Genomic DNA, 20,965 nt, shown 5'->3' with positions numbered 1-20,965 from the left:
GGACAGCGCACGGAGGAAATTAAACCCGATTCGTTCCGTGTCCGCGTGCGCGGCCGAGCGGGCGCACCCGGCCGCCCAGCGTCGGATTCACCGCAGCGGCAGCACCTCCTCCGACTCGTCCGCGCCGCGCGCACCGAAGATCCGGCGCTGGGCGTGTTCGATCGGCACATCGTTGATGCTGGCCTCGCGCCGGCTCATCAGCCCGTCCGCGGCGAACTCCCACATCTCGTTGCCGTAGCTGCGCCACCACTGCCCCGAGCGGTCCCGGCACTCGTACTGGAAACGCACCGCGATCCTGTTGTCACTGTACGTCCACAATTCCTTGCGCAGGGCGTAGTCCAGCTCCCGGCTCCACTTCTCGCGCAGGAAGTCCACGATCTGCTCCCGCCCGACGAGGAACCGGTCCCGATTGCGCCACACCGAGTCCGCGGTGTAGGCCAGCGCCACCCTTTCGGGATCACGGGTGTTCCAGGCGTCCTCGGCGGCCCGGACCTTGCGCAGTGCCGCTTGCCCGTCGAACGGCGGCCGGGGAGGTGGTTCCGACATGCTGCCTCTCCTTTTCCGTGCACGTGGACAACGGCCGTTCTCCACGAGTCGGTAGCCTAGCCACAGCAAAACGGCGCCCCCGGAGGCCTTCCGGGGGCGCCGTGCTGATCGGCGCTTCACTCGAAGCGGTCGGACTTCACCGCGTCGAGGAAGGCCTGCCACTGCTGCCGGTCGGCGGTGAAGTAGCCGAGGCCGCGGTCCTTGGTGTCGCGCACCGCGGCCCCGTCACCGATCCGACCGACCTCGACACAGCTCGTCTGTTTCGACGAACGGCTGGACTTCCGCCATCCCTCGGGGTGTACCGTCATGCTCAGTAGTCCTCCATATCGGTCGCGCAGCGCAGGATGAACTCGGCCGAATCGGTCGGGTTCATCGCTGCCTCACGGAGATTAACCGCCGCTTCGCGGTGTGTTCGGATGTCCCCGAGGCCGGACAGGAACGCCGAACTGCTGAGGTGTTCGTGGTGCACGATCGGGGCCGTTTTGGCGAAGTCGAACAGGATGAACGGTCCGGCGTGTGCTGGTGTCCAGCTGGTCAGCTCGTGCGGGAGCACGTGCACGGTCACGTTGTCGAGTTCGGACATCTTGGCGATGTGACGTAGCTGGTCAGCCATCACCGCACGGCCGCCCATCGGTTGCCGGAGGGCGCTCTCGGCGATAACCGCGGTGAAGTCCACCGGTTTCGAGCGAGTGAGCACATCGCGGCGTCCGATGCGCATGGCGACCAAGCGCTCGACTTCGCCGGGCGGCTCGCCAGCCATGATGGTGCGGGCGTAGTCAGACGTTTGCAGCAAGCCGGGAACGAGAATCGGCGACACGTCGACGATGCTGGTCGCGGTGCGCTCGAACTCCAGCAACGTCGTCAGCTCATCGTGTCCGGACCCGGCTTTCAACCAGTTCGCATCGCCGGTAGCGATCTCGTTGGCCATCTCCGTAAGCCGTTCGCGCTCGGAGTCGGAAGCGCCGTAGGTCGCGAGAATGGCTGATACCTGCTCCGAAGTTGGCGGTTGGTCTCCTGCTTCGAATCTCGCGTACTTCGAGTGATGCCATCCGAGTTTCTGCGCCACATCGCGCATGGTCATCCCCGCTGATTCGCGCGCTTCTCGCAGTTCAGCGCCGAGAGCACGAACGCGTGGCGAATGCTTCATGGTGCGAGCCATGAGACAGAGCCTAGCTGCTGACTCCACGGCCGTGTCCAGGCGTTCACTCGATCGAAGCATTGTCCTTGTCCTAGGGGACAAATTATTGTTCCGTAGAACACAGGGAACAGATCGAACACGACTATGTTCGATGCGCATACGGAGGCTACGACATGTCGACGAGATCCAGATCACTTGATGGTCCCGGTGTGAAGGTGCCGTGTTGGTCCGAGGGCGGGGCGGTGTCGTTGCGGGTGTCGCAGGTGGACGGCGAGGGGCGGATCACTACGCCGACGATCTTCAACCGGACGCGGTGGACGTTCGCCCAGGCGCGCGAGCTCCGCGACGTGCTGGATGCGGCGCTTCGGGGGCGGGCATGAGGTCGGGTGAGCTGGCCGTGTGGGCCGCGCACGAGCAGTGGCGCATGGAACAGTTGGCCTACGACCTCGCTCGGGGCTCGGCCACGGGTGCGCAGTGCCGGGAGGCGGCATCGGTTTTCGAACGGATCGCCGCGCGGCTGCGTGGCTTCGCCGACGAGCTCGACGGCGCGGAAGTCGTCGACGGCGGCGTCGATGACTAGGGCGACGACTTGCCCGCCGTCGCAGGTGGGTGTGCGGGCGGACGCGGCACCCACCGAGATCATGCCTGCCGTGGTGCGGTTGCCGCGCTGGTCGCACTGGACGGGGCGATCGCCGCTGTCGGCCGTGGCGAAGCGCCGACCTGGCAGGACCAATCTGCCAGGTCGGCGGCCCGAGCCTATCCCAGGGCTGTACCCGAACCCGGACGAGGACCTGCTCGCCCGCGTGCTGCGCGGGCTGCGCGCTCTGTAGTCCACACCCCGGCGCCGTTGAGCCCCAGCCTCCGGCGCCGGGCCGCCGCCCGGCCGGTGCTCGCCCCCGAGGGCATCGGCCGGGCTCCCACCACCCCCGTACGGAGACACCCATGACCGAGACTCTGCCGACGCGCTGGCGCGACCACGAACTGCACTGGCACGCACACCTGCGCACCAACACCAGCACCGCCAAACTCCGCCGCAACTACTCCCCCGAGACGGTGCTGCCCACCCCGCAGGCCAGGGCCGAATGGGTCGCCGAGCAGCTCACCGCCCACAGCGCGACCACGATCGCCATCGAATGGCACACCCCCTGGGACGTGACCCTCGACGGACCCGGCATGCGCGACACCGCCCGCGACCGACACGCACTGGCGGCCGGGCTGCCCATCGACGCACTGATCGCCACGGCCACCGGTGAGCTGTACCTGCACGTCGACCCCCACACCCCCGAGCAGTGCCCGCACCACAAGTCACAGGCCGCGTCCGCGGTCTGACACCTCGCACGAAAGGTGCTCGCTGCCGACAGTGCCGAACGAACAGGCTCACGGAAAGATCACAGGAGGTAAGAATGGGTAAAGGCAACGCGACCGAGTGGCCGCAGTGCTCGGTGTGCAAACAGTGGTGCGGCTATAAGGGCGACATCGGAAAACCCGCCCCGGTGCACTCCCGACCGGGCGAGCAGGGTCCGTGCCCAGGGAGCGGGAAAGCACTAGAGTGAGGAACTATGGCGACGCAGCAGAAACAGGAAATCTGGAAAGCCTGCGAGACGCTCGACCAGCTCGACCGGATGCCCGAAGGCGCCGCGGAGTCGCTGCAGGCGCTGCTCCGCCGAGTGCGGGGTATCGAGCTCACCGAGGAGACCGTCCAGCCGTGGCGAGACGTGGTCGAGGCCGGCAACGCACTTGACCCGTCGAGCGCGGCCGACGCCGTAGGGCTGATACGGGCAGCGGAGGCCGCACCGACGACGCCGCTGCCCCCGAAGGGGTGGTTGTTCACGGACTTGGCGATCCTCGATTTCGCACGGGCGGTGAACGCCGCTGTATCCGAGCCAGTCGAGGTCGCGTAACCACCGATTACTCTCGCATGCGGGCGAAATTATCGTCTCGCTGCGCGCTGTGCAATCGAAGCGGGCCCTGGTCCGGCGGTCATTTCCCCAGTTCAGAAAGGGTGGGCGCAGCTGGGCTCGAACCAGCGACCCCCTGCTTGTAAGGCAGGTGCTCTTCCGCTGAGCTATGCGCCCTCGGCGGTGGCCGACCAACATCGTACAGGTCGACCACCGCGCGGCTTCACGCGGACAGCTCCGCGAGCGCCTTCTTCCAGGCTTCCTGGTCACGGGGCTCACCGGGCTGGTTCATCTCGGCGAACCTGACCTTGCCCTCGGTGTCGATGAGGAAGGTCCCCCGGTTGGCCATGCCGGCCTGCTCGTTGAACACGCCGTAGGCCTTGGCCACCTCGCCGTGCGGCCAGAAGTCGGAAAGCAGCGGGAAGGTGTAGCCCTCCTGCTCCGCCCACGCCTTGAGCGCGAACGACGAGTCCACGGAAACCCCGACGACCTGCACCTGGTCGTTCTGGAAGTCACTGAGCTCGTCGCGGACCTGGCAGAGCTCACCCTGGCACACACCACTGAAGGCGAACGGGTAGAAGACCAGGAGAACGTTCTTGTCGCCCCGGAAGTCGGACAGCGACACCTTCTCCTTGTTGTAATCCGGCAGCGTGAAGTCCGGAGCTGTGGCACCGACCTCTAGCGTCATGCGCCCATCCTTCCGTTCGATGGCGGTGTTTCCGCCGTCGAACCTACACCGATCGCCGGGAAGGACGCACCGGCAGTCGGACGACCAGCGGCGCGTCCGACCCCGTCACTTCTTGGTCTTAGCCGGTTTGCGGTAAGCCAGCCTGGTTCCGGTCCACTCCTCACCGACGCTGAGGTTGGAAGTCTGGGCAAGATTGGACGTGGAAGCGGCCTCGGCGATGTCACTGGGTTCCACGTGTCCCTCACGTCCCGTCTTGGGAGTGAGCACCCAGATGACACCCTCCTCGGCCAGCGGCGTCATGATGTCGAGAAGTGTGTCCGTCAGGTCGCCGTCCTCGTCACGCCACCACAGCAAGACGACATCGACCACTTCGTCGGCATCCTCATCGAGCAGCTCGCCTCCGCAACGCTGCTCGATCGCTTCTCGGACGGTGTCATCGACATCCTCGTCCCAGCCGATTTCCTGTACCACCATGTCTGGCTCGATATCGAGCTTTTCGGCGACGTCGGTTTCGTTCCTGCCGGCGTCTTCCGCGGCGACCACGGCTTTCTCACTCCTCCAATTCCCATGTGCGTGGAACGGACGCCCCACGCACGAGACAAGTTTGCACGATCTCGTCGACAGCGAACACCGTAAGCGCCCGTGAGCGCAACTGCGGATCGCATGACATCGCACGACAACATTCCCAGTGAGCCGCGACAACTCGACACCCACCCCCTTCCACGGGCGGACGCGAGAGCCGAACTCCCCACCATCGGGGGACCGAGGTTCACTCCACGGGGGCTGGGCGAGCTTCCCCGCACCCCCGGGGGAACACCACGTTGCTGGTCACGGCTCACGCCACGAGACTGACGGCAGTCCGGGCCACACACAACCCGGTTCGGGACATACCGCGTGGTAACTGTGACGGTTCGCGCCTGACGCGCAGTATGGGAGACGTTGGACCACGAGGCGCAGCCCTCGCTCCACAGCACGCACACGACGTCCTCGAGGAGATTCCTTTGTCCCCGCACGGCAGTGACAACGGCGGCGCGAACTCCCCCCAACGAGTGCGGGTCATCCGCAACGGCATGGCCACGCAGCTCCCGGACATCGACCCGGAGGAAACCGACGAGTGGCTCGAGTCCTTCGACTCGGCGTTGTCCGCCGCGGGCAAGCAGCGCGCCCGGTACCTGATGCTGCGGCTGCTCCAGCGAGCCGGTGAGCAAGGAGTCGGAGTTCCCTCGCTGACCAGCACCGACTACGTCAACACCATTCCGACCGAACTCGAACCGTGGTTCCCCGGCGACGAGGAGACCGAACGGCGCTACCGGGCCTGGATGCGCTGGAACGCGGCCGTGATGGTGCACCGCGCGCAACGCCCCGGAATCGGCGTGGGCGGGCACATATCCTCCTTCGCCTCCTCGGCCAGCCTCTACGAGGTCGGTTTCAACTGGTTCTTCCGGGGCAAGGACGACCCGGGCGGCGGGGATCACCTCTACATCCAGGGACACGCCTCCCCCGGCATATACGCTCGCGCCTTCCTCGAAGGCCGCCTCTCGGAGGAGCAGCTCGACGGATTCCGCCAGGAGTACTCGCACGCGGGACCGGGCGGTGGTCTGCCCTCCTACCCGCACCCCAGGTTGATGCCGGAGTTCTGGGAGTTCCCCACCGTGTCGATGGGGCTCTCCCCGATGAACGCGATCGCCCAGGCCCGGTTCAACCGGTACCTGCGGGACCGGGGGATCAAGGACACCAGCAGGCAGCACGTCTGGGCGTTCCTCGGCGACGGGGAGATGAACGAGCCGGAGTCCCGCGGCATGCTCCAGGTCGCCGCGAACGAGGGCCTGGACAACCTCACGTTCGTGATCAACTGCAACCTGCAGCAACTGGACGGCCCAGTCCGGGGCAACGGGAAGATCGTCCAGGAGCTGGAGGCGTTCTTCCGCGGGGCGGGCTGGAACGTGATAAAGGTCATCTGGGGACGCGAGTGGGACCCGCTGCTGCACGCGGACCGGGACGGCGCGCTGATCAACCTGATGAACAGCACCCCGGACGGGGACTACCAGACCTACAAGGCCAACGACGGCGCGTTCGTGCGCGAGCACTTCTTCGGGAGGGACCCGCGCACCAAGGACATGGTCAAGGACTACACCGACGACCAGATCTGGGGGCTGCGCAGGGGCGGACACGACTACCGCAAGCTCTACGCCGCGTACAGGGCCGCGCTGGAGCACCACGGGCAGCCGACGGTCATCCTGGCCAAGACCATCAAGGGCTACGGGCTCGGGGCGCACTTCGAGGGCCGCAACGCCACCCACCAGATGAAGAAGCTCGCGCTGGACGACCTCAAGCTGTTCCGCGACAGCCTGCGCATCCCGATATCGGACGCCCAGCTGGACGAGAACCCCTACCTGCCGCCCTACTACCACCCGGGAGCGGAGGCTCCCGAGATCCAGTACCTGCGGCAGCGGCGCGAGAAGCTCGGCGGCTACCTCCCGGAGCGCCGCACCCCGGCCAAGCCCCTGGTTCTTCCCGGCGACAAGGTCTACGACGTCGTGCGGCAGGGCTCCGGCAAGCAGGAGGTCGCCACGACCATGGCGTTCGTCCGCCTGCTGAAGGAGCTCGCCAAGGACTCCGAGGTGGGCCCGCGGCTGGTTCCGATCATCCCGGACGAGGCCCGCACCTTCGGGATGGACTCGATGTTCCCCTCCCAGAAGATCTACAACCCCGCGGGCCAGAACTACACGCCGGTGGACTACCAGCTGATGCTCGCCTACCGGGAGAGCGACCAGGGACAGATCCTGCACGAGGGCATCAACGAGGCGGGATCGGTGGCCTCGTTCACCGCGGCCGGGACGAGCTACGCCACGCACGGCGAGCCCATGATCCCGGTCTACGTCTTCTACTCGATGTTCGGCTTCCAGCGCACCGGGGACGGGCTCTGGGCCGCGGGCGACCAGATGACGCGGGGTTTCCTGCTCGGGGCCACTGCGGGCCGCACCACGCTCGTGGGCGAGGGCCTGCAGCACGCGGACGGGCACTCGCTGCTGGTCGCGGCGACCAATCCGGCCGTGGTGTCCTACGACCCCGCCTGGGCGTTCGAGCTGGCCCACATCGTCCGGGACGGCCTGCGCAGGATGTACGGCGAGGCAGCCGAGAACGTCTTCTACTACCTCACCGTCTACAACGAGCCGTACCAGCAGCCCCCGGAACCGGACGGTCTCGACGTGGAGGGACTGCTGCGCGGGCTGTACCGCTACCGGCGGGCGGAGCAGGACTCCGGGCTCCGGGCGCAGATCCTGGTCTCGGGGGTGGCCATGCCCGAGGGGCTGCGCGCCCAGGAGCTGCTGCGCGACGAGTGGGGGGTGGCCGCCGACGTCTGGTCGGCCACCTCCTGGACCGAACTGCGCCGCGAGGCCGAGCGCGTCGACCAGGACGACCTGTTCGCCCCGGAGGAGGGAAGCGGGCAACCGCACGTCACCCGCGTGCTGCGCGACGAGCCCGGGCCGGTGGTCGCGGTTAGCGACTGGATGCGCGCGGTGCCGGACCTCATCAGGCCGTGGGTGCCCACGGACATGACCACCCTGGGTGCGGACGGCTTCGGGTTCTCCGACACCAGGCCCGCCGCACGGCGGGTCTTCCGGGTCGACGCGGAGTCGACGGTGGTGGCCACGCTGGCGGCGCTGGCCCGACGGGGCGAGGTCGAGCGCTCCCGGGTCACCGAAGCGGCCGAGCGGTACCGCATAACCGATCCGCAGGCCGCCGGACCCCAGCTCTCCGAGTCCGGGGACGCCTGACGACGATCTCCCGGTCCGCCCGGTGGACAACGCCCCGCCCGCGCGGGCGGGGCGGGAAGGCCCTGGGCGCCCGAAGGCCCCGGGAGCTCGAATGTCCCGGGAGCTCGAATGTCCCGGGAGCTCGAATGTCCCGGGAGCTCGCCGTCCGAACCGGGGAGCACACCTCCGGGACCGCGGCGATCGCGACCTCCGGGCTCCCGGGCTCCCCGCGCCGGGGAGCACCGCGGTGCGGGGACCGGGCACGTCGCGCGGTCACCGGAGAGCTCCCAGCGCCGAATGTGTGACCGAACACGTTCGTGCGAGAAGAAGGTGGTCCCGCGGGCGCGGTGTGGTAACCAGTGTTCGGGTTCCGCGCGTCCACTTCCGGACCGGAGCCCGGTGCCGCGCCGCGGTGAGCGATTTTTCGGACATCCGGGACGGTCGCCGAGACGACCGGGCGAGCACGAGACGCCGAACTGTCCTCGGCGAGCACGCGGGCCGGAGCGAGCGGACGGCCCCTGCCGCGCGACGGAGAGTTCCCCTCACGACAGCGGCGACGAGTTCGCGCGCAGCCCGATCAGCGTCCCCCGAGCGGGCTCGTCCCCGGACCGCCCCGACGTCGCGCACGGCGCCCGTCGGCGTGGTCGCCCCACCCCCGGACGACCGGGCGACGTGCGGCCGCGGGCACCGACCGACCTCGTCCCGCCTTCCAGGGAGATCAGGTGAACGACACCGACCGGGCCATCCTCGACTTCGAGAGCGAGTGGTGGCGGCACTCCGGTACCAAGGAGCGGCTCGTCCAGGAGCGGTTCGGCTTATCCGCCACCAGGTACTACCAGCGGTTGAACCGGCTGCTGGACGACCCGGAGGCGCTCGAGCAGGCACCCGCCCTCGTCAACAGGCTGCTGCGGGTGCGGGACCGCGGGACGGCGCGGGGGCCGGACGAGCCCACGCGGTCCACCGCGGAGGACGAGCACGACGACCCGCGGGGCTGAACCGTCCCCGAGCGCGAGCAGCGCTCCCTTCGTACCACCGCAACCGGCCTCGCCGGAGCGTGCGAGCCTGGTGACCATGCAGGGCGGGGACGAGGAGAACGGCGCTTCGGGTTCGGCCGGGACCGAGCTGTCGGCCAGCACCCTACGACGGTTGGAACGCGCCTCCGGTGGCCTGGCCACCGCGAGCATCACCGCCATGGAGCAGCGGCTCCCGTGGTTCTCCAGACTTCCCGCCGATCAGCGCTCCAACGTGCTGCTGGTCACCCAGACCGGGGTCTCCAACTTCGTCTCCTGGCTGCAGGACCCCACCGAGGCCATCCGGCTCACCGCCGAGGCCTTCCGCGCCGCCCCGCGGGACCTCTCGCGCTGGGTGAGCCTGCGCCAGACGCTCGAGATGGTCCGCACGGCCATCGACGTGTTCGAGCAGCGACTCCCCGACCTGGCCAAGGACGACGCCGAGCGGGTGCTGCTGACGGAGTCGATCCTGCGCTACACGCGCGAGATAGCCTTCGCCGCCGCCACCTCCTACGCTGCCGCGGCCGAGGCCAGGGGCGCCTGGGACGCGCGACTGGAAGCCCTCGTCGTCGACGGGATCGTCCGCGGCGACGCGGAGGAGTCCCTGCTCTCCCGTGCGGCCGCGCTCGGCTGGGAGCCCTCCTCGGAGGCCACCGTGCTCGTGGGCAGCGCCCCCTCCGACGACCCCCCGAGCATCGTCTACCAGGTGCGCAGCAGGGCCGCCCGCGCCGGGAGGTCGGTGCTGCTCGGCGTGCAGGGGAGCAGGCTGGTCGTGGTGTTCGGCGAGGCCTCGGACGGGCGCGCGGTGCGGGACCCGGCGGCCACGCTCGCGGAGGCCTTCGGCGAGGGGCCCGTCGTCGTCGGTCCCACAGTCGCCAGCCTGGCCGAGGCGCACCGCTCGGCCGGGGACGCCATGTCGGGGCTGCGCGCGGTGGTGGCCTGGCCCGACGCCCCGCGCCCGGTGGCGTCGGCGGACCTGCTGCCGGAGCGCGCGCTGGCCGGGGATCCGGAAGCCGAGCGGCTGATGGTCGAGGGGATCGTGCTCCCGCTGACCGATTCGGGAGGGGCCCTCATGGAGACCCTGGACACCTACCTCGAGGTCGGGGGCGTGCTGGAGAGCTGTGCGCGCAAGCTGTACGTGCACCCGAACACGGTCCGCTACCGGCTGCGGCGGATCTCGGAGGTCACGGGACGCACCCCCTCGAACCCCCGCGGAGCGCACACCCTGCGGGTGGCGCTGGGGGTGGGCAGGCTCGCCAAGTCGCGCGGACTCTGGTGAGCTGAGCCGCGCCACGATCCCCTCGCGTGACCCGCGTCCCTCGCGGAGCCTTGGAAGCTCGTCATCAAGTGTGTAGGCTCGCTCACGCAGCGAAGATTCGGACAGGGTTTGTTGTCCCCAACCACACCCGTTCATCGTGGTCAACGACCGCACACGCCTGGATAACGATGATGTCACAGGCCTGATTTGTAGGGTCTCCACAAATTTTTCGGGCTGACTTCGTTGGCGGCGGCATCACGTGCACCCGGTCCGAACGTGTTCAGTGTTGAGTGTGATCGCGCTGCTAGCTCCCGGCCAGGGCGCCCAGACGCCCGGCATGCTCCAACCGTGGTTGGAACTGGACGGAACAGAGCAACGTCTGACCGAGTGGTCCGAGATCACCGGTCTCGACCTGATCCGGCTCGGTACCACCGCGGACGCCGAAGAGATCAAGGACACCTCGGTAACCCAGCCCCTGGTGGTGGCCAACGCGCTGCTCGCCGCCGAGCAGCTGGAGAAACAGCTGGGTGGCCTTCCGCAGGACCTCCCCGTGGCGGGTCACTCCATCGGCGAGCTGGCCGCGGCCGCGCTCGCCGGAGTGCTCGACTTCTCCGAGGCGATGTCCCTCGCCGCGGTGCGCGGCAGGGAGATGGCCGCGGCGTGCGCCCTCGAACCGACCGGCATGTCGGCGGTGCTCGGAGGTTCTCCGGAGGAGGTGCTCTCCCGGCTGTCCGAGCTCGATCTGCAACCGGCCAACCGCAACGGAGCCGGACAGATCGTGGCCGCGGGCCGCTCGGAGGCCCTCGAGAAGCTCGCCGCCGAGCCGCCCGAGGGCAGCAGGGTGCGTCCCCTGGCGGTCGCGGGTGCCTTCCACACGGCGTTCATGTCCCCCGCGCGGGAGGCTCTCTCGACCCACGCGAACAAGCTCTCCCCGGAGAACGCGCGGCGCCCGATGCTGTCCAACGCGGACGGCGCCGCGCTGACCGACGGCTCGGAGATACTGCGCAGGCTGGTCGACCAGGTCACCCGGCCCGTTCGCTGGGACTCCTGCATGGCCACGCTCGACGAGCGCGGTGTGACCTCCGTGATCGAGCTTCCCCCCGCCGGAACCCTGTCGGGCATGGTCCGCCGGGAGCTCAAGGGCACCCAGGCGGTCGCCGTGAAGACACCCGCCGACCTGGACAAGGCCACGAACGCGCTGGCCTCCCACGGCCAGACCGATTCGGAGAACGACTCGTGAGCAAGACGTCGACACTGAGCCTCACCGAAGGCCCCAACGCCACGCGGGTCGTGGGGTTCGGTAGCGCGCAGGGCAACCGGGTCGTCACCAACGACGACCTGGCGCGCATCGTGGACACCAACGACGAGTGGATCCAGCAGCGCGTCGGCATCGTCAGCCGCAGGCTCGGCGAGGACCACCAGACCGTGGTGAGCATGGCCGTCGAGGCAGGCTCCAAGGCGATCGCCGACGCGGGGCTGTCCCCCGCCGATGTGGACCAGGTGATCATCGCCACCTGCACGATGCCGGGACCGATCCCGAACGCCGCCGCCCAGGTCGCCGACCAGATCGGCATCAAGGCCCCGGGGGCGTTCGATCTCAACGCGGCCTGCGCGGGGTTCTGCTACGGCCTCAACACCGCCTCGGACTTCATACGTGCCGGTTCGGCGCGCAACGTCCTGGTGATCGGGGCCGAGCGCTTCCAGGAGTGGCTCGACTGGCAGGACAGGGCGAACTGCATCATCTTCGCCGACGGCGCGGGTGCGGCCGTGGTCTCCCCCGCCGAGCAGCCGTCCATCGGACCGGCCACGCTCGGCAGCGCGGGCGACATGGTCGACACCATCTACCTGCGCGAGAACCGCTACATCTACCAGGAGGGGCAGACCGTCTTCCGCTGGGCGACCTCGGAAGTGGCCCCCGTGGCCAGCCGCGCGGTGGAACGGGCCGGTCTGCAGCTGTCCGACGTGGACGCGCTGGTGGCCCACCAGGCCAACCTGCGCATCGTCGAGGCCATCGCCAAGAAGCTGCAGAACCAGGGAGCCCGTGACGACCTCGTGGTCGCCCGTGACATCGTGCATTCCGGCAACACGTCGGCCGCGTCCATCCCGCTGGCGATCGACCACATGCGGTCGGCCGGGGAGATAAACAGCGGGGACGTGCTGCTGCTGGTCGGCTTCGGGGCAGGGTTGTCCTACGCGGGCCAAGTGATCATCTGTCCGTGAACACCGCGGCTCCACGGGTTAGTGCCCGGCTCGGAGCCCGAGCTATTTGTTCGAAACAGGAAGGACCGAACGTGGCGAACGAGGAAATCACCCAGGGCCTGGCGACCATCGTTGAGGAGGTCGCCGGTGTCGACGCCGAGGAAGTCTCCGTCGAGAAGTCGTTCGTCGACGACCTGGACATCGACTCGCTTTCCATGGTGGAGATCGCCGTCCAAGCCGAGGACAAGTTCGGGGTCAAGATCCCCGATGACGAACTGGCCAACCTCAAGACCGTGGGCGATGCGGTGGACTACATCGTCAAGAACGCATGACGACCAAGGACGTTGTGATCACCGGGATGGGCGCGACGACTCCGCTCGGCGGGGACGTCGCGTCCACCTGGGACGGTTTGCTGAACGGTGCCAGCGGCGGCCGCACGATCGCCGAGGACTGGGTCGACACCTACGAGCTGCCCGCCAGGATCGCGGCGCCGCTCGCCGTGGAGCCCTCCGAGGTGCTCCCCCGGGTGCGCCTGCGGCGCATGGACCGCTGTGAGCAGGTCGCGCTCATCGCCGCGCGGCAGGCGTGGGCGGACGCCGGGTTCGAACTGCCCGACGAGGAGAACCAGCCGGTCGATCCCGACCGGCTCGGGGTCTCCATCGGCACCGGAGTGGGCGGGCCCAGCACGCTGCTCGACCAGCACGAGGTCCTGAAGTCGCAGGGCCTGCGCAAGGTTTCCCCCCTGACGGTGCCGATGCTGATGCCCAACGGCCCGGCCGCGCACGTGAGCCTCGAGCTCAAGGCCAGGGCGGGGGTGCACACGCCCGCCTCGGCCTGCGCCTCGGGCGCCGAGGGGCTGGCCAACGCGCTCGACATGATTCGGGCGGGGCGTGCCGACGTCGTGGTCGCCGGTGGCGCCGAGGCCTGCATCCGGCCGATCACCGTGGCCGGGTTCTCGCAGTCGCGCACGTTGAGCACCCGCAACGACGACCCCGAGGGGGCCTCGCGTCCGTTCGACACCGATCGGGACGGCTTCGTGATGGGCGAGGGCTCGGGCGTGCTGGTGCTGGAAAGCGCCGAGCACGCCGCGGCCAGGGGAGCCAGGGTCTACGCCCGGCTCGCCGGGGCGGGCATCACCGCCGACGCCTATCACATAACCGGTTCCCACCCGGAGGGTCTCGGGCAGATCAACGCGATCAACACGGCCATCGGAACGGGCGGACTGTCCACCACGGACATCGAGCACGTCAACGCGCACGCCACCGCCACGGTGGTGGGGGACGTGGGAGAGGCCACGGCCATCCGCAAGGCGCTCGGGGATCACGTGCTGCTCACGGCTCCCAAGGGAGCACTGGGACACATCGTCGGCGGAGCCGGCGCGGTGGAAAGCATCGTGACGGTGCTTTCGCTGTACAACGGGGTGATTCCTGCCACGCGGAACCTGGAGAACCCCGACCCGAAGGTCGAGCTCGAAGTCGTCGCGGGCGAACCGCGGCAGAAGGCGCTGAACGCCGCGGTCAACGACTCCTTCGGCTTCGGCGGCCACAACGTCGCACTGGCCTTCACCCGGACGTGAACACGACCGGGTTCGGAAACGCCGGTGTGCGGGTTCCGTCACCACAACGGGCGGAACCCGCACTCCCCGCCCGACGAGCAACCGACATCACCCATCGTCAGTCAACATCGGAGCACCCGTGACAGCGCTTGCCTCCCACCAAGAGACCTCGGGAATCGACTGGGATCCCCGCGATCCCGAGCTGCGACTTTCCCAGTTGCTGGACGCCGACTCATCGGTCCCGCTGTACGAGCGGGACAGCAGCGGCGTGCTGGCCGTGCGCGGCCGCATCAACGGCTCCCCGGTCATCGCCTACTGCACCGACGGAACGGTCAAGGGCGGTGCCATGGGGTCCGCGGGGTGCTCGCGCATCGTGGGAGCCATCGACACCGCGCTGGAGGAGGGCTGCCCGGTGCTCGGGTTGTGGCACTCGGGCGGTGCCCGGATCCCCGAGGGCGTGGAGTCGCTGGACGGGATGGGGCGGATGTTCGCGGCGATGATCCGGGCCTCCGGTCGAATCCCCCAGATCTCCGTGGTGATCGGCCCTGCCGCGGGTGGAGCCGCCTACGGGCCCGCGCTGACCGACGTGGTCATCATGGCCCCCGCCGGCAGGGTCTTCGTCACCGGACCCGACGTGGTGCGCAGCGTGACCGGTGAGGAGATCGACCAGGAGGGGCTGGGCGGTGCCGAGACGCACGGCTCCAAGTCCGGTGTGGTGCACGTGGTCGCCTCCGACGAGCCGGACGCCTACCAGCGTGCCCGCCGGGTGACCGAGCTGGTCGCCGAGCAGGGCGGGTTCGACCACGCCACCACGGCTGACCGGCAGGACCTGCGTGCGCTGCTCCCCGAGACGGCGCGCCGCGCCTACGACGTCAAACCCGTGATCCGGGGGATTCTGGACACCGACGAGTCCGGGGCGAGCGTCTTCGAGGAGCTCCAGGCCAAGTGGGCCCCGAACATGGTCACCGGGCTGGGCAGGCTCGGCGGCAGGACCGTGGGAGTGCTGGCCAACAACCCGATCCGCAAGGGCGGTTGCCTGGACTCGCTGTCCGCCGAGAAGGCCGCCCGGTTCGTGCGGATGTGCGACGCCTTCGGCATCCCGCTCGTGGTGCTGGTCGATGTTCCGGGCTACCTGCCCGGGGTGGACCAGGAGTGGGGCGGTGTGGTCCGCCGCGGCGCGAAGCTGCTCCACGCCTTCGGGGAAGCAGTGGTCCCCCGCGTCACTCTCGTCACCCGCAAGTCCTACGGCGGTGCCTACATAGCCATGAACGCCCGCTCGCTCGGTGCCAGCGCGGTCTTCGCCTGGCCGGAGGCCGAAGTGGCCGTCATGGGAGCCCGCGCCGCCGTGGGAGTCCTGCACCGCAAGGAGATCGCCGCCGCTCCGGAGGAGGAGCGCGAGGCGCTGCAGGACCGGTTGGCCGAGGAGCACCAGCGGGTGGCCGGGGGTGTCGACCGGGCCCGTTCGATCGGGGTCGTCGACGAGGTCATCGACCCGTCGAGCACCCGCGAGCGACTCGCGGGGGCACTGGCCTCCGTGCCGGACAAGCGCGGGGACCACGGCAACATCCCGCTGTAGCAGCGGCGGGAAACCGCGCGTTCGGGGTCCGCCGGACCCCGAACCGGCCGCGGGGACGCTCTCCGCGGGCGGTTCCCTGGAACCGCTTCAGTTCGTGCAGCGGTTGTTCAGCGAGCTGTCCGGCAGCCCCTGGCCGAGTCTCAGCTCCCCGTCCTCGGACACGACCTGGTAGACCACGCGCCAGCGCAGGCAGGTCAGCGGCATGTCCTCCGGGGCGTCCTCCTTGCTCTGGGTGCTGACCAGGGACATGATCAGACGCAGCGTCCCCTTCGGACCGCGGGTGATCCGGTGCACGGTGACCGTGCCGTCCTGGGTGGTGCCGTACTCGTCGATCCACTGCTCGTAGGGCTGGTTGAGCCTCTTGGCTCGCACGACGGTGCCGCGCCACTGCTGGTAATTGCGCCGGTTGATGGCGTCGAAGTGCTGCTGCAGCAGCTGCTGCACGACCTCGCTGTCCGGGTGGTTCCGCGCTCCCTCGTCGAGCGACACCCGTTGCGATCCGGGGGCGTCCTGCGCGGAGTTCGGAAACGACGGAATCTCCGGAACCCGCTCGTGGGAGCCCGCGGGAGTCCTGTAGAGCGGACGAGCCCACAAGCCGACGCCCACCGCGGACAGCAAGACCACGACGGTGAGGGCAACGACCCAGAGCGCTCGACCCCAACGACGGAACCCGGTTCTCGGTGGCACGTGACGAGCGTGCCATACGAGTCCTCGGAGGCCGACAGGACGGACATCGATCCGTTCCGAACCGGTGCCTTCCTCCGCGTGCCGCGGAGCGGACCGCTCGGGGCGGACCCGGCCGTGCCCGCCCGGATCACGTGGGTGGCGCCCTCCTCGCGGTGGGAAGCCACCGCGCCGTCATCTCATCCACCCGGGGTCACCTGCTCTGGGTCCATCCACGCTACCTCCCAGATGTGGCCGTCGAGGTCCTGGAAGCTGCGCAGGTACATGAACCCCTCGTCCATGACCTCGTTCGCCGCTCCGGCCCCTGCCGCGAAGGCCTCGTCCACGAGCTCGTCCACCCGTTGCCTGCTTTCCAGGCCCAGACAGGTGATGACCTCGGTCGTGCTGCTCGCGTCGGCCACGCTCTTCCGCGTGAAGGTCCCGAAGAAGGGCTCGGTCAGCAGCATCACGAAGACACCGTCGCCGACGATCATGCAGGTGGCCGACTCGTCGGTGAAGTTCTGGTCGAACGAGAAGCCGAGCCGCTCGAAGAAACCGACCGACCTGTTCAGGTCCTGCACCGGCAGGTTCAGAAAAAGTTTCGTACTCATGGGTATCACCCGTTCGCATGCTGCACTGCCCCGCCATCGAGCGGGCGAGCCTGCCGAAACACCCGTCAGCGGGCAACGCTCGCCCCGCGCGGCTTCCGCACACCGGAAAAGGCCGCTGCACGGATGCTGGCAGAAAGGCCCGCCGCTCGCCGCCGGAAACCGAACGCGCCGGGTGCTCCCACGCGGACCCGTCAGCCGACGCTGTGCAGCCGTTCGACCGGTGGCCCCTCCCCCGAGCTCCGGAAGGGCTCCAGCGCCTCGTCCCACGAACTGCCCAGCAGTTCCGTGGCCCGGTGCCGGAAGGATTCGGCGTCCCGACACTCCGCGACCAGGGTGCGCAGCTGGTCCTCCCCCACCACGATGTCGCCGTTGGCTCCGGTCCGGCCCCGCCACAGCCCCAGGTCCGGGACGTGGCTGAAGCGCTCCCCGTCGACCCCCGCACTAGGGTCCTCGGTGATCTCGAAGCGCAGTATCGGCCACGCCAGCAGCGCCGCGGCCAGTCGAGCTCCCGTCCCCGGGGCGCTCGACCAGACGTACTCGGCCCGCAGTTGCCCCGGGGCGGCGGGCTGGGCCGTCCAGCGCAGCGCGCAACGGGTACCCAGCACGTCCGCGACCGCCCGTTCGACGTGCGGACAGACCGCGCCGGGTGCGGAGTGGATGTAGACCACACCGCTCGTAAGCTCGGACGTGCTCACTGTGGACCTCCGCCTGTGCCACGAGGGACGTCTCATCACGACCTCGAAGCGAAGTTCGTCACGGCCCAGTCGATCACAACAATCCTGCTTCCGCACGCCCTCCACCCGGCCAGAACGGGCGAAAAAACCGTCCTCAAAGGACTTTTCTTGGCCGCCCCCCGCGTCGCCCCTCCGGAAAGCACCGCCAGGACGACGAAAAACAGCAGTTCGGAGCACCCGCGGGCATGGCAGCGAACACCACCGGCTAGTCCACAAAGGATAGATTGTCCAGTGCTGCCCGCCCGGCAAAAACACACGAAAGGTGACATGACCGGTGCGTGTCGCCCCGGGCTTCCCGCCGCGCAATCCCCGCGGAACGGGGAACTCCGCCGAGACCGCACGCACGCTCCACCGGTCGGCCCCGCGCGGTGACCGCTGCCGCCGCCCCCGCACTACGCGGGCTCGTCCACCCCGGCTTCAGCGGGCTCCCGCGCCACCCGGCTCCAACCGCCCGCGGCGGGCCGCCTCCCGTCACCGTGCACTGCGGACAGCACCCGGGGAGCACGGGTGAAGTAGGGGCGGAACAGCCTGAACACCACGATCGCCGGAGCGTACAGCGGAACCACAGCCGAAAGCGTCGCGGCGGTGACTCCCGCGCGGAAGACGTCTGCGGGCAACAACCTGGGGTACTTGTCCACGAAGCGGCCGTTGACCAGGGACGCCGCCCAGAGCACCAGCACGAAACCGACCATGGTCAGCAGTGCCGTGACCACGGCGGACTGATAACCGAGGTGCTGGGAGGCCAGCATCACCGCCACCCAACCGATCAACGCCGGAGTCTGCCCGCGCTCCGTGGTGGCCGCCCAGAACAACCCGCCGAAAACGGCCAGCGCACTCCCGGCCTGCCCCCAGGACCGCACGATCCGATCGCTCCAGGAAACATCGGGCAGTCCCGCGCGCTCGAGCAGACTCGTCCAGATGTCCAGGGCGGAGGGAGCGGTTTCCGGAACCAGGAACTGCCCGCCTATCCACCACAGGGTCCACACCGAGACGACGAAGGCCGCCGCGTGCTGCCAGTACGGACGCCGCCCCGCCACACGACACAGCCTGAGAACCTCCCACCAATGCCCGCGCACGTGAAGCACCCCTCCGCCCGATCGAGAACCGCTGTCCCACGATGATCTTCACCGGAGCAGCGCCCGCGGGTCCATTGCCCGATCAGCGGCGTTTTCCGAGCACGTTCAGTAGCTACCACCTTCCGGTCGAGCCCACGGAGGGGCGGGACACGCGCACGAGGCCAAGAGCTCGTGCGAGTGGGGCGAGCAACGGCTCGGGTGGGACGGCCGCGGGAAGCAGCGGCGGAGCCGCTCGTACTCACCCGGTCAACCGGCGCCACCCACGCCGAGCACCCGGGCGGACCAGCCCGCGCGCTCCCCGACGGAAGCCGTGGTCACATGGCGGCGGCGAGTCGTGGGCACCCCTCCTCCGGCGTGCACGCGGCAGCCGGGGAACGCACCTCGCCGCCTTCCACCAGCCGGTTCTCCCGATCCGGTGTGGACACCAGCAACCGGTCGGCCGAATCACTGGTCATCCGCATCCCGTCCACCGCCTCCGGAGCGATTTCGGGGGCGAAGCGCACCCCGCCCCCGATCGTGGCTCCACTGTCCGGATCCAGCGTGGTGACCCGAACGTCCCCGTCCTCGGCGCAGGAGACGCGGTGCAGGACGGCCAGCCCCGTCGAGGTCCACGCCACCCGCAGCGGAGCGCAGTCGGGACCGACGACGTCGACCGGACGGGTGGCATCGCCCTCGGGGCCGGCCAGCCGCAGCTCGGTGGTGCTTCCCGCCCCGCGCCGAGCCACGGCCAGCGCGAGTCGCCCCGAGGGATCGACGGCCACGTCCCGCACGGTTCGCTCCGCGGGCAGCACGATCCGGCGCACCCCCTGCTCGGAGAGCACGAGCAGGCGATTTCCGCTGGCCACAGCGACCCGACCTGCGGAAGCGGCCAGAGCGTCCACAGTGGTCACCCCGTCGAGTCGTTCCAGCGGACGAACCGTGCCCTCCGGGGTGGTGACCACGACTCCCCCTTCCGCGGGGGCCGCGTAGACGCGCTCCCGGTCGGTCGCGATCTCGGTGGCGGCACCGTCGAGCTCGCCGAGCCGCCGCAGCACTCGGCCCGATTCGACCGAGACCGCGGCGAGCACTCCATCGCGCAGCTGAGTGGCATAGCTGTCCGGGCCGAGTCCCACAGGATCGGTGTCGGCCGTTCTCGTGCCGTTCGGAACGACCAGCACGAACAGCAGCACTGCCGTCGTCGCCACGGCGACCCCGGTGACCAGGACCGCCGACCGGACTACCGACCGACGCCGCCGCCGGGAAAGCAACCTGGCCAACGAGTCCCGTTCCGGTTCGACGTCCTCGACGAGGGCGTGCAGACTCGCACGCAGCAGAAACTCGTCCGAACTCTCCTCGGGGGCCGTGTCCCGCTCCTTCACACGCGCTCCCTCAGCAAACTCGACAACCGCGCGACTCCGCGCGAGCAGTAGGCCTTCACCGCCCCCGGAGTCACCTTCATCATCTCCGCCGTGTAGGCCTCGCTGAAGTCGGCGTAGTAGCGCAGCACCACTGCCTCGCGCTGGCGCCGGGGCAGCCGGGCGATCGCCTCGGCGAGAACAGTGCGATCCACCCCGCGGACGCTATCGTCGGGAGCGGGTTCGCGCTGCACCAGCCGGTGCTGATAACGCTTGGAGACCTGTCTCCTGCGCAGCAGCGACCGCGCCCGATTGAGCACGGTCTGCCTCAGATAGGCCAACGCTTTCTCCCGGTCACGCAGACGGGATCTCGAGTCGAACACGCGCGTGAACGCGTCCTGCACCACGTCCTCGGCCGCGGACCTGTCGTCGACGAGCAGCAGAGCCATCCGCAGCAGTTCGCGGTAGTGCTCGTGGTAAAGCTCTACGAGTTCGGCCGTCAGCTCATCCATGTCCGTCAGTTCGTCGTCCGACCACGCCGGCCGGTGCGGTTACGTCTCGACCGGCACACTCCGAAACGACACCGACGCCTCCAGCGCTTCTCCGACGGCGGCACTGCACGACCGACCGACCCGCGGCGCGGCGGCACGCCGACGGGCCGAACCGGCGACGTCCCGGAACGGGATCATGATCTTACCCGGTACGAGAATAGTGCGGACGAATCACCGTTGTCCCTGATGCCGAGCTGTCGAGGTGTCGAACGGACACCTGCGACGACCCGCCGGGACGGGGCTCCGGCGAAGCATGACGAACCGCAGCGCGGGGTACCCCGGGCCGTGGGCACGGAGTTCTCCCGCGTGGAGAGCTCCACCGTGCTTCGCCACGGGCTCCGTCCCGGACAGCACCGATCACGTGCCGGAG

The 20,965-nt window shown here is 69.2% G+C and carries 24 protein-coding genes and 1 tRNA gene; 13 read left to right on the top strand and 12 right to left on the bottom strand.

The window, feature by feature from the left end; translation table 11 throughout:
• Nucleotides 1–87 precede the first annotated feature (87 nt).
• The 3 genes from G9Q41_RS16120 to G9Q41_RS16110 all read right to left on the bottom strand — a co-directional run bounded on the left by G9Q41_RS16120 (nucleotide 88) and on the right by G9Q41_RS16110 (nucleotide 1,705).
• Nucleotides 88–546, bottom strand: coding sequence for a nuclear transport factor 2 family protein (locus tag G9Q41_RS16120; protein ID WP_165633165.1), 459 nt, complete (start codon nucleotides 544–546; stop codon nucleotides 88–90).
• 116 nt (nucleotides 547–662) lie between these two features.
• The gene (locus G9Q41_RS16115) at nucleotides 663–854 is read right to left on the bottom strand and encodes a DUF397 domain-containing protein (protein WP_165633166.1); all 192 of its coding nucleotides are present in this window, start codon (nucleotides 852–854) and stop codon (nucleotides 663–665) included.
• Between the two features lie 2 nt (nucleotides 855–856).
• Nucleotides 857–1,705 (bottom strand): helix-turn-helix transcriptional regulator, encoded by an 849-nt coding sequence (locus G9Q41_RS16110; protein ID WP_165633167.1) that lies wholly within the window; start codon nucleotides 1,703–1,705, stop codon nucleotides 857–859.
• Nucleotides 1,706–1,893: 188 nt separating this feature from the next.
• Between G9Q41_RS16110 and G9Q41_RS16105 the strand changes: the two genes are divergently transcribed.
• The 5 genes from G9Q41_RS16105 to G9Q41_RS16085 all read left to right on the top strand — a co-directional run bounded on the left by G9Q41_RS16105 (nucleotide 1,894) and on the right by G9Q41_RS16085 (nucleotide 3,585).
• Nucleotides 1,894–2,064, top strand: coding sequence for a hypothetical protein (locus G9Q41_RS16105; RefSeq protein ID WP_165633168.1), 171 nt, complete (start codon nucleotides 1,894–1,896; stop codon nucleotides 2,062–2,064).
• On the top strand, nucleotides 2,061–2,264 hold the full coding sequence (locus G9Q41_RS16100) for a hypothetical protein (protein ID WP_165633169.1): 204 nt from the start codon (nucleotides 2,061–2,063) through the stop codon (nucleotides 2,262–2,264). The genes G9Q41_RS16105 and G9Q41_RS16100 overlap by 4 nt, the downstream gene beginning before the upstream one ends.
• Nucleotides 2,265–2,295: 31 nt before the next feature.
• The gene (locus G9Q41_RS16095; protein ID WP_165633170.1) at nucleotides 2,296–2,514 is read left to right on the top strand and encodes a hypothetical protein; all 219 of its coding nucleotides are present in this window, start codon (nucleotides 2,296–2,298) and stop codon (nucleotides 2,512–2,514) included.
• A 112-nt stretch (nucleotides 2,515–2,626) separates the two neighbouring features.
• Nucleotides 2,627–3,013, top strand: coding sequence for a hypothetical protein (locus G9Q41_RS16090; RefSeq protein ID WP_165633171.1), 387 nt, complete (start codon nucleotides 2,627–2,629; stop codon nucleotides 3,011–3,013).
• 230 nt (nucleotides 3,014–3,243) lie between these two features.
• Nucleotides 3,244–3,585 (top strand): hypothetical protein, encoded by a 342-nt coding sequence (locus G9Q41_RS16085; RefSeq protein WP_165633172.1) that lies wholly within the window; start codon nucleotides 3,244–3,246, stop codon nucleotides 3,583–3,585.
• 102 nt (nucleotides 3,586–3,687) lie between these two features.
• On the opposite strand, the gene G9Q41_RS16080 is transcribed toward G9Q41_RS16085, so the two are convergent.
• From G9Q41_RS16080 to G9Q41_RS22420, 3 genes are all read right to left on the bottom strand, one after another.
• A tRNA-Val gene (locus G9Q41_RS16080) sits at nucleotides 3,688–3,759 on the bottom strand.
• A gap of 46 nt (nucleotides 3,760–3,805) precedes the next feature.
• Nucleotides 3,806–4,270, bottom strand: a complete 465-nt coding sequence (locus G9Q41_RS16075) for a peroxiredoxin (RefSeq protein WP_092523195.1) — start codon at nucleotides 4,268–4,270, stop codon at nucleotides 3,806–3,808.
• A gap of 105 nt (nucleotides 4,271–4,375) precedes the next feature.
• Nucleotides 4,376–4,813 (bottom strand): DUF3052 domain-containing protein, encoded by a 438-nt coding sequence (locus G9Q41_RS22420; protein ID WP_092523197.1) that lies wholly within the window; start codon nucleotides 4,811–4,813, stop codon nucleotides 4,376–4,378.
• A gap of 527 nt (nucleotides 4,814–5,340) precedes the next feature.
• Between G9Q41_RS22420 and aceE the strand changes: the two genes are divergently transcribed.
• From aceE to G9Q41_RS16030, 8 genes are all read left to right on the top strand, one after another.
• On the top strand, nucleotides 5,341–8,049 hold the full coding sequence (gene aceE, locus G9Q41_RS16065) for a pyruvate dehydrogenase (acetyl-transferring), homodimeric type (protein ID WP_242687554.1): 2,709 nt from the start codon (nucleotides 5,341–5,343) through the stop codon (nucleotides 8,047–8,049).
• A gap of 701 nt (nucleotides 8,050–8,750) precedes the next feature.
• Complete coding sequence (locus G9Q41_RS22750; protein WP_092523201.1) at nucleotides 8,751–9,023, top strand: DUF3263 domain-containing protein; 273 nt, start codon at nucleotides 8,751–8,753, stop codon at nucleotides 9,021–9,023.
• 76 nt (nucleotides 9,024–9,099) lie between these two features.
• The gene (locus G9Q41_RS16055) at nucleotides 9,100–10,317 is read left to right on the top strand and encodes a PucR family transcriptional regulator (protein WP_175455169.1); all 1,218 of its coding nucleotides are present in this window, start codon (nucleotides 9,100–9,102) and stop codon (nucleotides 10,315–10,317) included.
• Between the two features lie 271 nt (nucleotides 10,318–10,588).
• Nucleotides 10,589–11,536, top strand: coding sequence for an ACP S-malonyltransferase (locus G9Q41_RS16050; protein WP_165633174.1), 948 nt, complete (start codon nucleotides 10,589–10,591; stop codon nucleotides 11,534–11,536).
• Complete coding sequence (locus G9Q41_RS16045) at nucleotides 11,533–12,516, top strand: beta-ketoacyl-ACP synthase III (protein WP_092523205.1); 984 nt, start codon at nucleotides 11,533–11,535, stop codon at nucleotides 12,514–12,516. Before G9Q41_RS16050 ends, G9Q41_RS16045 begins: the two co-directional genes overlap by 4 nt.
• Before the next feature lie 71 nt (nucleotides 12,517–12,587).
• Entirely contained in the window at nucleotides 12,588–12,827 is a 240-nt protein-coding gene (locus G9Q41_RS16040) for an acyl carrier protein (RefSeq protein WP_092523207.1), read from the top strand.
• Entirely contained in the window at nucleotides 12,824–14,071 is a 1,248-nt protein-coding gene (locus G9Q41_RS16035; protein WP_165633175.1) for a beta-ketoacyl-[acyl-carrier-protein] synthase family protein, read from the top strand. Before G9Q41_RS16040 ends, G9Q41_RS16035 begins: the two co-directional genes overlap by 4 nt.
• Nucleotides 14,072–14,189: 118 nt before the next feature.
• Complete coding sequence (locus G9Q41_RS16030; protein ID WP_165633176.1) at nucleotides 14,190–15,626, top strand: carboxyl transferase domain-containing protein; 1,437 nt, start codon at nucleotides 14,190–14,192, stop codon at nucleotides 15,624–15,626.
• Nucleotides 15,627–15,713: 87 nt separating this feature from the next.
• On the opposite strand, the gene G9Q41_RS16025 is transcribed toward G9Q41_RS16030, so the two are convergent.
• From G9Q41_RS16025 to G9Q41_RS16000, 6 genes are all read right to left on the bottom strand, one after another.
• Nucleotides 15,714–16,250 carry a hypothetical protein gene (locus tag G9Q41_RS16025; RefSeq protein ID WP_347567569.1) on the bottom strand — a complete coding sequence of 179 codons (537 nt, stop codon included), beginning with the start codon at nucleotides 16,248–16,250 and terminating at the stop codon, nucleotides 15,714–15,716.
• Nucleotides 16,251–16,489: 239 nt separating this feature from the next.
• Complete coding sequence (locus tag G9Q41_RS16020) at nucleotides 16,490–16,900, bottom strand: glyoxalase/bleomycin resistance/extradiol dioxygenase family protein (protein WP_165633178.1); 411 nt, start codon at nucleotides 16,898–16,900, stop codon at nucleotides 16,490–16,492.
• 191 nt (nucleotides 16,901–17,091) lie between these two features.
• Nucleotides 17,092–17,595, bottom strand: coding sequence for a DUF3145 domain-containing protein (locus G9Q41_RS16015; RefSeq protein WP_092523217.1), 504 nt, complete (start codon nucleotides 17,593–17,595; stop codon nucleotides 17,092–17,094).
• Between the two features lie 431 nt (nucleotides 17,596–18,026).
• Complete coding sequence (locus tag G9Q41_RS16010) at nucleotides 18,027–18,671, bottom strand: hypothetical protein (RefSeq protein ID WP_207631196.1); 645 nt, start codon at nucleotides 18,669–18,671, stop codon at nucleotides 18,027–18,029.
• A 353-nt stretch (nucleotides 18,672–19,024) separates the two neighbouring features.
• Entirely contained in the window at nucleotides 19,025–20,068 is a 1,044-nt protein-coding gene (locus G9Q41_RS16005; RefSeq protein WP_165633181.1) for a hypothetical protein, read from the bottom strand.
• Nucleotides 20,065–20,556, bottom strand: coding sequence for a SigE family RNA polymerase sigma factor (locus G9Q41_RS16000; protein ID WP_092523223.1), 492 nt, complete (start codon nucleotides 20,554–20,556; stop codon nucleotides 20,065–20,067). The genes G9Q41_RS16005 and G9Q41_RS16000 overlap by 4 nt, the downstream gene beginning before the upstream one ends.
• Nucleotides 20,557–20,965 lie beyond the last annotated feature (409 nt).

This window comes from Actinopolyspora sp. BKK2, from assembly GCF_011291845.1.
In the GTDB taxonomy this organism is placed as follows: Bacteria; Actinomycetota; Actinomycetes; order Mycobacteriales; family Pseudonocardiaceae; genus Actinopolyspora; species Actinopolyspora saharensis.
The sequence above is the reverse complement of the archived record's forward strand: the minus strand, read 5'-3'. Positions and strand labels throughout refer to the sequence as shown.

What these genes read in the sequence shown, in the direction of transcription:
- G9Q41_RS16090 (WP_165633171.1), top strand. Translation starts at nt 2,627, where the DNA reads ATGACCGAGACTCTGCCGACGCGCTGGCGCGACCACGAACTGCACTGG.
- G9Q41_RS16085 (WP_165633172.1), top strand. Translation starts at nt 3,244, where the DNA reads ATGGCGACGCAGCAGAAACAGGAAATCTGGAAAGCCTGCGAGACGCTC.
- G9Q41_RS16055 (WP_175455169.1), top strand. Translation starts at nt 9,100, where the DNA reads ATGCAGGGCGGGGACGAGGAGAACGGCGCTTCGGGTTCGGCCGGGACC.
- G9Q41_RS16075 (WP_092523195.1), bottom strand. Translation starts at nt 4,270, where the DNA reads ATGACGCTAGAGGTCGGTGCCACAGCTCCGGACTTCACGCTGCCGGAT.
- G9Q41_RS16020 (WP_165633178.1), bottom strand. Translation starts at nt 16,900, where the DNA reads ATGAGTACGAAACTTTTTCTGAACCTGCCGGTGCAGGACCTGAACAGG.
- G9Q41_RS16115 (WP_165633166.1), bottom strand. Translation starts at nt 854, where the DNA reads ATGACGGTACACCCCGAGGGATGGCGGAAGTCCAGCCGTTCGTCGAAA.
- G9Q41_RS16000 (WP_092523223.1), bottom strand. Translation starts at nt 20,556, where the DNA reads ATGGATGAGCTGACGGCCGAACTCGTAGAGCTTTACCACGAGCACTAC.
- G9Q41_RS16120 (WP_165633165.1), bottom strand. Translation starts at nt 546, where the DNA reads ATGTCGGAACCACCTCCCCGGCCGCCGTTCGACGGGCAAGCGGCACTG.
- G9Q41_RS16035 (WP_165633175.1), top strand. Translation starts at nt 12,824, where the DNA reads ATGACGACCAAGGACGTTGTGATCACCGGGATGGGCGCGACGACTCCG.
- G9Q41_RS16100 (WP_165633169.1), top strand. Translation starts at nt 2,061, where the DNA reads ATGAGGTCGGGTGAGCTGGCCGTGTGGGCCGCGCACGAGCAGTGGCGC.
- G9Q41_RS16110 (WP_165633167.1), bottom strand. Translation starts at nt 1,705, where the DNA reads ATGGCTCGCACCATGAAGCATTCGCCACGCGTTCGTGCTCTCGGCGCT.
- aceE (WP_242687554.1), top strand. Translation starts at nt 5,341, where the DNA reads ATGGCCACGCAGCTCCCGGACATCGACCCGGAGGAAACCGACGAGTGG.